A 12,533-nucleotide genomic window follows, 5' to 3' on the forward strand; every position below is an offset into this window, starting at 1 on the left:
AAATAACCCTATATGAAACGGAAAGAGAAAAAGAAAACGGCTCCCGCGATTTAGGAACAGACCCATGGCATTAAAAGGTTTTCAACGGTTTTTCTTGGGGCTCGCAATGACAATTGCGTTATCGGCGACGGCACGAGCCGAAACGATCAGTCTCGTCGGCTTCGGCGACAGCCTGATGGCGGGTTATCAGCTGCCGCCCGAGGATGCCTTCCCGGCTCGGCTTGAAAAGGCGCTGAAGGAAAAGGGTCTCGACGTCGCGGTGGCGAACGCCGGTGTTTCCGGCGACACCAGCTCCGGCGGCCTTGCGCGCATCGACTGGTCGATACCCGACGGCACCAAGGGCGTTATCCTCGAGCTCGGCGCCAACGACGCGCTGCGCGGCATTCCGCCGGAAGAAACCCGCAAGAACATCGAAGCGATGATTGCGCGTCTCAAGGAGCGCGGCATCGCCGTGCTGCTCGCCGGCATGATGGCGCCGCCGAACATGGGCGCCGACTATGCGGCCCGGTTCAATCCGATCTATCCGGAACTCGCAGAGAAATATGGGCTGGAACTCTACCCCTTCTTCCTCGACGGCGTGGTCACCGACGCGGCGCTCAAGCTCGAGGACGGCATGCACCCGAACGGCAACGGCGTCGGCATGATGGTCGAGAAAGCGCTGCCGGTCGTCGAACGTTTCATTGCAACATTGGCAAAGACGGAGTGAACAAATCATCCACAGTTAAGAGAGTGTTAATATTCGCAAGCGTCAAATAGTAGTTGCCTGCAGACTCGATGCGTGATTCGCTGAGACATCTGCAAGAGATTCGGGGAGCTCGCCATGCCGAGACTATTCACCGCCCTCGAAATTCCGCGCAATGTTGCGATGAGTCTTTCATTGCTGCGCGGAGGTCTTCCCGGAGCTCGCTGGATCGATGTGGAGAACTACCACATCACCTTGCGCTTCATTGGTGACGTCGACTGGCGCACCGCAGACGAGATCATCGACAAGCTTGACCGGATCGAAAGACCGGAGTTCCAGCTGCAGCTGACCGGCACCGGCGCCTTCGGTTCGAAGAAACCGCATTCGGTCTGGGCCGGGGTCAGCAGCCATCCGGAAATGTACGCGCTGCAGGCCGAAATCGAACGTATCTGCCAGAGGCTGCGGCTGCCGGCGGATCCGCGCAAGTTCACGCCGCATGTCACGCTTGCAAGATTGCGCTCCAGCCGCGTCGAGGACGTCGTCGAGTATCTCTCCGGTCGCGGCAACTTCATGGCATCGCTCTTCACAGTGTCACGCTTCGTGTTGCTGTCGTCGCGCGATTCCGTCGGCGGTGGCCCTTATCTCACCGAAGAGGTATTCCCGCTTCACGAAGCCCGCTCGTCGAGCCTTTCGAGCAACGACGAACATCCGGCTTCCAACATCTGGTAGAGGCGCTCGAACGCTTCGGGACCGTCATAATAGGGATCAGGCACATCCTGGTCCCGGCCCGACGCGTAAGCCATGAAAAGATGCACTTTGGCTGACAGTTCAGCGGGTGCCATCTGACGAAGCGCCCTGACATTCTCCCCGTCCATGCCGAGGATCAAGTCGTAGGCCTCGAAATCAGGTTTGTCGACCTTGCGCCCGCGAAGGCCTGAAATGTCGATGCCGTGCCGGCGCGCCACCTCGATCGACCGGCGATCGGGTGGATCGCCGATATGCCACGCGCCCGTGCCGGCGGAATCGACGGAGATCATCGACGCCAGCCCTTTTCGGGCTGCAAGCGCGCGCAGTACGCCTTCAGCAAGCGGTGATCGGCAGATGTTGCCGAGACAAACAAAGAGAATTCGGGCCGGTTTCATGCTATCCATTTCAAGGAGATAAGAGGCAGGCCGACTTATACGCGGCGGCACGGCTTACAGCGCCGCGCGCCAACTATGACGCGCAAAGGACGCTGTAACGCTTTAAACTTGCTGAATAATTTTATCCTTAAATCGAATCCGATTTAAGGAATTATGCAGCAGATACAGACGATGCGAAAAAGGAGGATCGAATGCGGCCGGAGAAACTCGACGAAGCGGCAATTGCCGAGCATCTGCACAAGATGGAAGGGTGGGTCCGCGCCGAGGACGGCGCCTCGATCTGGAAGGCCTTTCGCTTCAAGAATTTCGTCGAGGCTTTCGGCTTCATGACCGAGATGGCGATCGTCGCCGAAAAGCTCGACCATCACCCGGAATGGTTCAACGTCTACAACCGCGTCGACGTGACCTTGACGACGCACGACGCCAGCGGCCTCACCGAACTGGACTTCAAGCTGGCCGCCAGAATGGACAAGGCTGCCGCCGGCCGCATGCCGGACCATTTGAAATAGACCAGGCGCTTCCCATATTGTGCAGCGTTGCAACATCGGAAACGAGGCGATGGACGACGTAAAGATTGGTGAAATTCTCCTGCCCGGCGAAGAATCCGAACAGGAGCGCAGGGAAAAGCGCGTCAAGCGACGCTTCTGGCCGACCTTTCGCCGCGCCGCCCGCCAGATCCCGTTCAGCCGGGAACTTGTCGCCGCCTATTACTGCGCGATAGACCCGAAGACCCCAACGCGCACGCGCGGCATCCTGCTGGCGGCGCTCGCCTATTTTGTGCTGCCGATCGACTTCCTTCCCGATGTGCTCGCCGTCGTCGGTTTTTCCGATGACGTCGCGGTTCTGACCGCCGCTTTTGCCGCCATCAGCGGGCAGATCAAGGAAGCCCACTATCTCAAGGCCGACGAGACGCTGGCCGACAATCCCGAGGAGTGACCGCGGAAAGTGCGGTCCATCCGCATGGCCGCCGTATTCCTGCCCAAAAGTCAAACTCTTGCCCGATTCTTTGTGGCATAGACATTTCGGAATGACACGCATCGAAACGGCTTTGTCAGGATGTGTGTTGTTCGCAATGGCTTGGGGCAGGAATCGATCCGGAGAGCGGTCCGACGCGCTGAATATTTGACGCCGGCAAAACGCTCGAAAATGAGCGGATCGCAGGTCGACAGGCGCGGGGGCGAAGGCCACAAATGCTTCGTTTCGGGGCTGAAACCAGCGGATATTGGCCTTCGTTGACGGTTTGGTAACCTGAATTAAGTCACAACAAATGAAATCATGACTACGCGTCGCCCGTCTGACCTGTTTCGGGTGATCGAAAAGCAAGAAAAGCGGCAGGACCTCATGTTTGTAAGAAAGATCGCAACCGCAATCGCACTCGTTCTGGCAACCGCCAGCATGGCTGCCGCCCAGTCTCCGACGCGCATCCAGCAGTTCAACGCCTGGGGCGCCTATTCCTACAATTCCGGCGGCGGCAAGGTCTGCTATGTCCTGTCGGTTCCGAAGGAAAAGAGCCCGGCCGGCGTCGACCACGGCGACATCTTCTTCCTCGTTTCCCAGCGCCCCGGCCAGAACATCAGCTATGAGCCGCAGGCGATGATGGGCTATCCGCTCCAGGAGAACTCGAAGGTCAACGTCGTCATCGACGGCCGCACCTTCGTGATGTTCACCAAGGGCAATTCCGCCTGGGTCGAGAACGCGGCTGAAGAGCCGGCGCTCGTTGCCGCGATGAAGACCGGCAAGGCGATGTCGGTCAACGCCAAATCCCGCAAGGGAACCACGACGACTTACGCCTATTCGCTGTCGGGCATTTCGGCGGCCCTCAAGCAGATCGAAGCCTGCAAGTAAGCTTTCGCCTCTGAGGCAAAGTGGAGGCCGGCGCCCGACGCCGGCCTTTTTGCATTACAGCGCCGCGCGTCAAATATGACGCGCAAAGGACGCTGTAACGCTTCAAACCTGCAGCATAATTTTCTCCTTAAATCGATTCCGATTTAAGGAATTATGCATTCAGGCTTGACGCCTGTACGTGACTCCGGGCCAAAACAATGCTACAGCCCCGGCAAATTAAGAGCCCCGCGCCCCGATGGCCGCGCTTGAAGGCTCGACCGATTTCAATTCGAGCATCAGGACAATCTCCGGACCCTTCTCCGGACGGGCGTTTTCTGTACGACAGGACACCAGAGCATGGCAGCCACTGAAATCTTGAACCGGGTGGATACCGTCAGGGCACCGCAGGCGCGCATCGCACCGCAGGCCGAGAAGCCTTCGCTGATCGGGCTGCTGCGCGAGGACATGGCCAAGGCCCTGGTCGAAAACGGCGTCCCCGAGCGTCAGGTGAAGATGCGCGTCAGCCAGCTCTGGCACTGGCTCTATGTGCGCGGCGTTTCAGACTTCGACGAGATGCTGAACGTCTCCAAGGACATGCGCGAGATGCTGAAGCAGCATTTCACCATCGCCCGGCCGGAAATCGTCGAGGAACAGACCTCGGGCGACGGCACCCGCAAGTGGCTGCTGCGCTTTCCCGCCCGCGGCGCCGGCCGCCCGGTCGAGATCGAAACGGTCTACATCCCCGAGGAAGGCCGCGGCACGCTGTGCATTTCCAGCCAGGTCGGCTGCACACTCACCTGTTCCTTCTGTCACACCGGCACGCAGAAGCTGGTGCGCAACCTGACTGCCGAGGAAATCCTGGCGCAGCTGCTGCTCGCGCGCGACCGGCTCGGCGATTTCCCGGAGCGCGATACACCCCAGGGCGCAATCGTGCCGGCGGAAGGCCGCAAGATCACCAATATCGTCATGATGGGCATGGGCGAGCCGCTCTACAATTTCGAAGAGGTCAAGACCGCCCTGTTGATCGCGTCCGACGGCGAGGGCCTGTCGCTCTCCAAGCGCCGCATCACGCTTTCGACCTCGGGCATCGTGCCTGAGATCTACCGGACCGGCGATGAGATCGGCGTCATGCTGGCGATCTCGCTGCATGCCGTGCGCGACGATCTGCGCGACATGCTGGTGCCGATCAACAAGAAGTACCCGCTGAAGGAACTGATGGACGCCTGCCGCGCCTATCCGGGCCTGTCCAATGCGCGCCGCATCACCTTCGAATACGTGATGCTGAAGGATGTCAACGACAGCCTCGATGACGCCAAGGAACTGGTGAAGCTGTTGAAGGGCGTGCCGGCGAAGATCAATCTCATCCCGTTCAACCCCTGGCCGGGCACCAACTACCAGTGTTCCGAATGGGAGCAGATCGAAAAGTTCGCCGACTTCATCAACCACGCAGGCTACGCCTCGCCGATCCGCACGCCGCGCGGCCGTGACATTCTCGCCGCCTGCGGCCAGCTGAAGTCCGAATCCGAGCGCATGCGCAAGGTCGACCGGCTCGCCTTCGAAGCGATGATGATTGCCAATCACGGCGAGGACTGAGGGATCAGGCAGGTGCGACGCGGTTTTCCGCCCGCATCTCCCGTTTCACGCATCGGACGCGATCACCACGCCCGCGGATTGTGGCGATCCGACGCCTCAACCGCAGGCATGTCTTGATCGATGAAGAACTTTGATGGGTGATGCAGTTCCTATCGATTGATTTCATCTTCCCGGTTTCCTAAGAAAGCGGGCTATCAGTCTAGGAGGATACCCATGCGCTCACTTCTCATCGCCCTTGCCGCCACGGTGGCATTTACCCTGCCCGCACGCGCCGATGAGGTGACCGTCGCCGTGACCGCGATCGTCGAGCACCCCGCTCTCGACGCCGCGCGCGACGGCGTGAAGGACGCGCTGAAAGCGGCCGGCTACAAGGAAGGCGAAAACCTCAAGTTCCTCTATGAATCGGCCCAGGGCAACCCGGCGACCGCCGCACAGATCGCCCGCCAGTTCGCCGGCGAAGCGCCTGATGTCATCGTTCCGATCTCCACCCCGTCGGCCCAGGCCGTCGTTTCCTCGACGCGCGACATTCCGGTGGTCTTCACCGCCGTATCCGATCCGGTCGGCGCACAGCTGGTCAAGGACATGGACAAGCCGGGCGGCAACGTCACCGGTCTTTCCGACATGTCGCCGGTTGCCGAGCACGTCGCGCTGATCAAGGAAATCCTGCCGAACGCCAAGTCGATCGGCTACCTCTACAACTCCGGCGAAGCCAACTCCGTATCGCTTTTGGCAGTGCTGAAGGCTGAAGGCGAAAAGGCCGGCCTGACGGTGGTCGAATCCGCTGCAACCAAGTCGGCAGAAGTCCAGGGCGCCGCCCGCGCGCTCGTCGGCCGTGCCGACGCGATCTACGTTCCGACCGACAACACGATCATTTCCGCGCTTGAAGGTGCCGTTGCCGTGGCTGAGGAAGCCAAGCTGCCGCTCTTCACCGCTGACACGGATTCGGTTTCGCGCGGCTCGCTCGCGGCTCTCGGCTTCAACTACTACGACGTCGGCAAGCAGACCGGCGAAGTCGTCGTTCGCATCCTCAAGGGCGAAAACCCGGGTGATATCGCCGTCAAGGTTGCCGCCGGTTCCGACCTGGTGATCAACAAGAAGGCCGCCGAAAAGATGGGCGTCACCCTTCCGGAAAGTGTCGTCAAGCGCGCCACACGCGTTGTCGAATAAGGCTTTGAGCCTTTTCAGGTTCAAGTTTGTTGCGTTTTGGCCGCCCTCGTTCCATACGAGGGCGATTCGTTGTTGGAGCACCGCGTTTCCTTCGGGGCGCGCAGGCACGCTCTTAAAGTTTGAAGCTGCGCCGACGCCGGGTCTCCGGGTCATGCGCCAACCAGGGATGCCGCGCTGACATAAAAAGCTACTGCATAATTCCTTAAATCGGATCCGATTTAAGGAGAAAATTATGCAGCAAGCTTAAGGTGTTACAGCGTCCTTAGCGCGTCATATTTGACGCGCGGCGCTGTAAAAACGCGCGGCAGGACAAAAAGAGGGTCGGGGGTTTGAGTCAAATCGCTTTATGGGGAGCCGTCGAGCTGGGGCTGGTCTACGCCTTTGTCGCCGTCGGCGTCTTTCTCGCATTCCGGGTTCTCGATTTTCCTGACCTGACGGTCGACGGCTCGTTCCCGCTGGGTGCCGCGGTGACCGCGGTGCTGATCATCGCCGGGGTCAACCCCTGGCTCGCTGCCTGTGTCGCCATGGTGGCGGGCGCTGCCGCCGGCATCGTCACGGCGATGCTCAACGTGCGCTTCAAGATCCTCAACCTGCTCGCATCGATCCTGACGATGATCGCGCTGTTCTCGGTCAATCTGCGCGTCATGGGCAAGCCCAACGTCGCGCTGATCAATGCCGACACCATGCTTTCGCCGTTCTTCGGCCTGGGCTTGCGCGAGTTCTACGTCCGCCCGCTGTTCATCGGCATCCTCGTGCTCGTCGCCGTCATCGTCGTCTGGCGCTTCCTCGAAAGCGATGCGGGCCTTGCGATGCGGGCAACCGGCGCCAATGCGCGCATGGCCCGCGCACAGGGCGTCGACACCAACCGGCAGATCTATCTCGGCATGGCGATCTCCAACGCGCTGGTCGCCTTCGGCGGCGCGCTCTTTGCCCAGACCAACGGTTTTGCCGACGTCACCTCGGGGGTCGGCACCATCGTCGTCGGCCTTGCCGCCGTCATTATCGGCGAAACGCTGCTCGGCGCCCGCGGCATCCTGATCGCACTGATCGGCTGCGTGCTCGGCTCGATCCTCTATCGCATCGCCATCCAGCTGGCACTGTCGACCGACATGCTCGGCCTGCAGGCCTCCGACCTCAATTTCGTGACGGCCGTGCTTGTGACCTTTGCCCTCATCCTTCCCCGTCTTCGTCGCGGAGGTGCGGCATGATCAGCGTCAAGAACATCCAGGTCGTCTTCGGCAAGGGAACGCCGCTGCAGAAGCAGGCGCTGAACGGCGTCGACCTGACGATCGAGCAGGGCTCCTTCGTCACCGTCATCGGCTCCAACGGCGCCGGCAAGTCGACGCTGCTCGGCGTTCTCGCCGGCGACGTGCTGCCGAGTGCCGGCCAGGTGACCATCGGCAAGACCGATGTGACGCGCAAGGGCACGGCCGCCCGCGCCGGCCTCGTCGCCCGCGTCTTTCAAGACCCGCTGACCGGCAGCTGCGGCGCTCTGTCGATCGAGGAAAACCTGGCGCTCGCCGCCAAGCGCGGCGAGAAGCGTGGCCTGATGGCAGCGCTTGGCCCGAAGCGCCGCGAGCATTTCCGCGAGCGCATCGCCGAACTCAATCTCGGCCTCGAAAACCGCATGGGCGACCGCATGGACCTGCTTTCGGGCGGCCAGCGCCAGGCGGTCTCGCTGGTGATGGCGACGCTGGCCGGCTCCGAGGTGCTGCTGCTCGACGAACATACCGCCGCCCTTGATCCCGGGATGGCCGAGTTCGTCATGAACCTCACACAGAAGATCGTTTCCGAGCGCAAGCTGACGACGATGATGGTCACCCACTCGATGCGCCAGGCGCTCGACTATGGCCACCGCACGGTCATGCTGCATGGCGGCGAGATCGTGCTCGACGTTGCCGGCGACAGCCGCAAGGAATTGCAGGTCGAGGACCTCATCGCCATGTTCCGCCGCATCCGCGGCCAGACGCTCGACGACGACGCCTTGCTGATCGGTTGATCCCGTCGCTTGCGGGCCTGTCCGAGCTTGCCCCTCATCTGCCTGCCGGCATCTTCTCCCCGTACACGGGGAGAAGAGACGAAACGGCAGCCGCTCGGTCTCTGACAAACCATCGTCTCGTTTGGGAGGTCGCCGTTGTCGCCGAACGGCGCGGCAAGCGTTCTTCTCCCCGCAGGCGGGGAGAAGATGCCGGCAGGCAGATGAGGGGCAAAACCCTCCGGAGACGCCTTACCGCGCCGTCGTCATGAAGATCTTCACCGCAAAGACCGAGAAGACGCCTGCAAAGCTGTAGTCGAGCGCCCGCATGAAACCCTTGTTGCGCTGCAGCCAGGCGGACAGCCAATCGGCGGTAAACACCACCAGCATGTTCACCGGCATGCCGATGACGATGAACAGCGCACCGAGGAACAGAAGCTTGCCCGTCACCGACGCATCGTTGGCGCTGACGAACTGCGGCAGAAAGGTCATGAAGAAGATAATGACCTTGGGGTTGAGCAGGTTCACCCAGAAGCCCGACGAGATGTTGGAAAGAGCGGTGCCGCCGGCGCCGTCGACCTTCTTGACCGACAGCGTCGATCCGTGCCGGATGGCCTGGACGGCAAGCCAGAGCAGATAGGCAGCCCCACCGGTCTTCAGCGCCATGAACGCCGTCGGCGAAGCCGTGATCAGCGCCGAGATGCCGAAGGCGACCAACAGGGTGTGAACGACGATGCCGAAGCTCGTCCCGAGCACTACGAAGAGGGCGGCTTTCCTGCCCTGCGACAGCGCGCGGCTGATCGAAAGCGTCATGTCAGGCCCCGGCGTTGCCGCAAGCAGAAGCGTGGCGGCGACAAAGCCGAACAGCGTTGGCAGGCTGGGGAGGAAGTCCATGTGTGCGATCCCTGGGACACTCGATCGCCCCCTGTATTCCGGTGGATCGGCTTTTGCGAGCGGATTCGGCCGTCGCAGCGTTCTTCCGCTTGTATCCAGGCGTGTTCTGGATAAAGTGCCGCAGAATTTCCAAGGCGGCACGCCGCCCCAAGACCAGACGGACGGAAACCATGGCATCGCATAAAGACGTGAAAAAGGTCGTTCTCGCCTATTCGGGCGGTCTCGACACCTCGATCATCCTGAAGTGGCTGCAGACCGAACTCGGCGCCGAAGTGGTGACGTTTACGGCCGACCTCGGCCAGGGCGAAGAGCTCGAGCCGGCGCGCAAAAAGGCCGAGATGCTCGGCATCAAGGAAATCTACGTCGAGGATGTGCGCGAAGAGTTCGTCAGGGATTTCGTCTTCCCGATGTTCCGCGCCAACGCCGTCTATGAGGGCGTCTATCTGCTCGGCACCTCCATCGCCCGCCCACTGATTTCCAAGCACCTGATCGACATCGCCAAGAAGACCGGCGCTGACGCGATCGCGCACGGTGCCACCGGCAAGGGCAACGACCAGGTTCGCTTCGAGCTGTCGGCTTACGCGCTGAACCCCGACATCAAGATCATCGCTCCGTGGCGCGACTGGTCGTTCAAGAGCCGCACCGACCTGCTCGAATTCGCCGAGAAGCACCAGATCCCGGTCGCCAAGGACAAGAAGGGCGAGGCTCCCTTCTCCGTCGACGCGAACCTTTTGCACTCCTCGTCCGAGGGCAAGGTTCTGGAAGATCCGGCGCAGGAAGCACCGGAATACGTGCACATGCGCACGATCTCGCCGGAAGCGGCTCCCGACAAGGCGACCGTCATCAAGGTCGGCTTCGAGCGCGGCGACGCCGTCTCGATCAACGGCGTTCGCCTTTCGCCGGCAAACCTGCTCGCCAAGCTCAACGACTATGGCCGTGACAACGGCATCGGCCGCCTCGACCTCGTCGAAAACCGCTTCGTCGGCATGAAATCGCGCGGCGTCTACGAGACCCCCGGCGGCACGATCCTGCTCTCCGCCCACCGCGCGATCGAATCGATCACGCTCGACCGGGGCGCCGCCCACCTCAAGGACGAGCTGATGCCGCGCTACGCCGAACTGATCTATTACGGCTTCTGGTTCTCGCCGGAGCGCGAGATGCTGCAGGCAGCAATCGACAGGAGCCAGGAGCATGTCGAAGGCGAAGTGACGCTGAAGCTCTACAAGGGCAACGTCATGGTCACCGGCCGCGAAAGCCCGAAGTCGCTCTATTCGGACAAGCTGGTGACCTTCGAGGACGACCAGGGCGCCTACGACCAGAAGGATGCCGCCGGCTTCATCAAGCTCAACGCGCTGCGCCTGCGCACGCTGGCTGCGCGCAACCGTTAAGACGGCGAGAGCCTAAAAAAACGAAGCCTCCGCGACCCGGGTCGCGGAGGCTTTTTCATACGCCTTAATAGCCAGCCTGCGCCGATATTATTCAGCCGCTTCCGGCAAGGCCTGCTTGCCATCGGCCGGCGCGGCCAATGGCGTCAGGCGAACCGTGCGGCGGTACCAGAGGTAGCTGAGCACGCAGAGAAGGCCGAAGCTCGGAATGATCGTGCCGAGCGCCAGCACCGGCACGCCGACGACGGCCGCCAACGCGCCGCCGAGAAGGCCGGCACCCATCTGGATGAAACCCATCATCGCCGACGCCGTGCCGGCGATGTGCGGGAAAGGCGCCATGGCCGCCGTCATCATGTAAGGCATGACGAAGGCGATGCCGAAGGCATAGACGCCGACCGGCGCCATCACCGACAGGAAGCTCGGCTCGAGCGCGTGCATGGTGTAGGCGAGCGCCACGCTGCCGATGGCGATGAAACAGAGACCCACCGGCACCAGCGCCTGCGGCGTGAACCGCCGCATCAGGAGCCGCACCGTCACGGTGCCCGAGAAGAAGAAGCCGGATTGCATCAGCATGCCAACGCCAAACTCAGTCGGCGTCAGCCCGACCGTACCGATCAGAACGAAGGGCAGCATCGTCGCCTGGGCGTAGAGCGCGCCGACGGCGCCGGCAATCACGATGGTCGACGAAACGAAGCGGCTGTCGGTGAGAAGCTCGCGATAGGCGGCGAGGATCGGGCGCAGGTGGCCCTTGGCCGGATCGGGCGTCGCGGTTTCGGCCATGAAGAACTGCACGCTGACACAGGCCATCAGCGCGAAGCCGACCATCAGGAAGAAGATCGATTGCCAGCCGAAGAGGCCAAGCGCCAGGCCGCCGAGCGTCGGCGACACCGCCGGCCCGATGGCCAGCATCATGCCGATCATGTTCATGATGCGCGCGGCCTGAAGACCGGTGAACTGGTCGCGCACGATGGCGCGCGCAACCGTCATGCCGACGGAGGCGCCGATGCCCTGCACCAGCCGGCCGGCCAGCAGAACCGCGACCGAAGGGGCAAAGGCGGCCATCAGGCTGCCGGCGAGATAGATGGCCATGAAGATCAGCGTCGTGCGCCGGCGGCCGATGACATCGGAGAGCGTGCCCGAAACCAGTTGCGCGAAGGCGAAACCGGCAAAGTAAAGCGACAGCGTCATCTTGATCGCCGCCTCGCTGGAGGAAAAGGCGCGCACAAGTTCCGGCATTGCCGGCGTGTAGAGCGCCATGGAGACGGGGCCGAGCGCCACCAGGAAGGCGCCGATGATGCTGGTGCGCCGTTCGCTCATGCGGCGCGTCATTGCTTTGTGCCCTTCTCCTTGCCGGTCACGCACGGGTCGAGGCGGCGCAGGTTCTCGCGCAGGATGCGCAGGTTGGCGCAGAGCATCTCGCGCGTCGCCTCGTCGAGCCCTTCCGTATAGGCATTCATCATCTCGCGCAGCCCCGCCATCAGCTCGGCCAGCAGCGGATCGGCCTTGTCGGTGATGACGACGTTTTTGGCGCGGCGATCGGCCGGGTCGGGCAAACGGGCCACCAGTCCCATCGCCTCCAGCCGGTCGAGATAGGCCGACAGCGTCATCGGCTCGATGCCCATGCGTGTGGCAATTTCCGCCTGTTTGATGCCTTCCGTCAGCGCCACCTGGATCAGCGTGCGGGCTTCGCCCGGCGTGATGCCGAGGTCCATCGCGTTGACCTTGCGGTCAAAGGCGCCGCGCAAAAGGCGGGAGACATCGGTCAGCAACATACCGATGGTTTCGGATTCGAGTTTTGTCGGCATCAGGATCATTCACAAGGGATATAATAAGCTTTCCTTATCATATCCCTTGGTGACTTTCAACGTGCG

General features: G+C 61.9%; 14 protein-coding genes. 10 read left to right on the forward strand and 4 right to left on the reverse strand.

Annotated features, from left to right (window positions below):
* The first annotated feature begins 64 nt into the window (after positions 1-64).
* Positions 65-706 (forward strand): arylesterase, encoded by a 642-nt coding sequence (locus AC244_RS25605; RefSeq protein ID WP_053251651.1) that lies wholly within the window; start codon positions 65-67, stop codon positions 704-706.
* Positions 707-820: 114 nt separating this feature from the next.
* The gene (gene thpR / locus AC244_RS25610) at positions 821-1,411 is read left to right on the forward strand and encodes an RNA 2',3'-cyclic phosphodiesterase (protein ID WP_053251652.1); all 591 of its coding nucleotides are present in this window, start codon (positions 821-823) and stop codon (positions 1,409-1,411) included.
* Here the strand turns inward: thpR and AC244_RS25615 are convergent.
* Positions 1,348-1,824, reverse strand: a complete 477-nt coding sequence (locus tag AC244_RS25615) for a low molecular weight protein-tyrosine-phosphatase (protein WP_053251653.1) — start codon at positions 1,822-1,824, stop codon at positions 1,348-1,350. The two genes, thpR and AC244_RS25615, sit on opposite strands and share 64 nt — an antisense overlap.
* Before the next feature lie 191 nt (positions 1,825-2,015).
* Between AC244_RS25615 and AC244_RS25620 the strand changes: the two genes are divergently transcribed.
* The 7 genes from AC244_RS25620 (at position 2,016) to AC244_RS25650 (ending at position 8,407) form a co-directional block, all read left to right on the forward strand.
* Complete coding sequence (locus AC244_RS25620; protein WP_025425198.1) at positions 2,016-2,333, forward strand: 4a-hydroxytetrahydrobiopterin dehydratase; 318 nt, start codon at positions 2,016-2,018, stop codon at positions 2,331-2,333.
* Between the two features lie 49 nt (positions 2,334-2,382).
* Positions 2,383-2,760: a YkvA family protein gene (locus AC244_RS25625; protein WP_053251654.1), complete on the forward strand. Its 378-nt coding sequence runs from the start codon at positions 2,383-2,385 to the stop codon at positions 2,758-2,760.
* Between the two features lie 405 nt (positions 2,761-3,165).
* Entirely contained in the window at positions 3,166-3,669 is a 504-nt protein-coding gene (locus tag AC244_RS25630; protein ID WP_025425200.1) for an invasion associated locus B family protein, read from the forward strand.
* A gap of 336 nt (positions 3,670-4,005) precedes the next feature.
* Positions 4,006-5,241 (forward strand): 23S rRNA (adenine(2503)-C(2))-methyltransferase RlmN, encoded by a 1,236-nt coding sequence (rlmN, locus tag AC244_RS25635; RefSeq protein WP_053251655.1) that lies wholly within the window; start codon positions 4,006-4,008, stop codon positions 5,239-5,241.
* 213 nt (positions 5,242-5,454) lie between these two features.
* A complete protein-coding gene (locus tag AC244_RS25640) occupies positions 5,455-6,408 on the forward strand; it encodes an ABC transporter substrate-binding protein (RefSeq protein ID WP_053251656.1) in 954 nt (317 codons plus the stop codon).
* A gap of 329 nt (positions 6,409-6,737) precedes the next feature.
* On the forward strand, positions 6,738-7,616 hold the full coding sequence (locus tag AC244_RS25645) for an ABC transporter permease (protein ID WP_053251657.1): 879 nt from the start codon (positions 6,738-6,740) through the stop codon (positions 7,614-7,616).
* Positions 7,613-8,407 (forward strand): ABC transporter ATP-binding protein, encoded by a 795-nt coding sequence (locus tag AC244_RS25650; protein ID WP_053251658.1) that lies wholly within the window; start codon positions 7,613-7,615, stop codon positions 8,405-8,407. Before AC244_RS25645 ends, AC244_RS25650 begins: the two co-directional genes overlap by 4 nt.
* 228 nt (positions 8,408-8,635) lie before the next feature.
* Here AC244_RS25650 and AC244_RS25655 read toward each other — a convergent pair whose 3' ends face one another.
* Positions 8,636-9,277, reverse strand: coding sequence for a LysE family translocator (locus AC244_RS25655; protein ID WP_053251659.1), 642 nt, complete (start codon positions 9,275-9,277; stop codon positions 8,636-8,638).
* 170 nt (positions 9,278-9,447) lie between these two features.
* On the opposite strand from AC244_RS25655, the gene AC244_RS25660 reads away from it, so the two are divergent.
* Positions 9,448-10,665 carry an argininosuccinate synthase gene (locus AC244_RS25660; RefSeq protein WP_053251660.1) on the forward strand — a complete coding sequence of 406 codons (1,218 nt, stop codon included), beginning with the start codon at positions 9,448-9,450 and terminating at the stop codon, positions 10,663-10,665.
* Between the two features lie 87 nt (positions 10,666-10,752).
* On the opposite strand, the gene AC244_RS25665 is transcribed toward AC244_RS25660, so the two are convergent.
* Both AC244_RS25665 and AC244_RS25670 read right to left on the reverse strand, forming a co-directional pair.
* Positions 10,753-11,991 carry a multidrug effflux MFS transporter gene (locus AC244_RS25665; protein ID WP_053251661.1) on the reverse strand — a complete coding sequence of 413 codons (1,239 nt, stop codon included), beginning with the start codon at positions 11,989-11,991 and terminating at the stop codon, positions 10,753-10,755.
* Entirely contained in the window at positions 11,988-12,467 is a 480-nt protein-coding gene (locus AC244_RS25670) for a MarR family winged helix-turn-helix transcriptional regulator (protein WP_053251715.1), read from the reverse strand. The genes AC244_RS25665 and AC244_RS25670 overlap by 4 nt, the downstream gene beginning before the upstream one ends.
* Between the last annotated feature and the right edge of the window lie 66 nt (positions 12,468-12,533).

This window comes from Ensifer adhaerens (genome assembly GCF_001270265.1).
In the GTDB taxonomy this organism is placed as follows: Bacteria; Pseudomonadota; Alphaproteobacteria; order Rhizobiales; family Rhizobiaceae; genus Ensifer; species Ensifer adhaerens_B.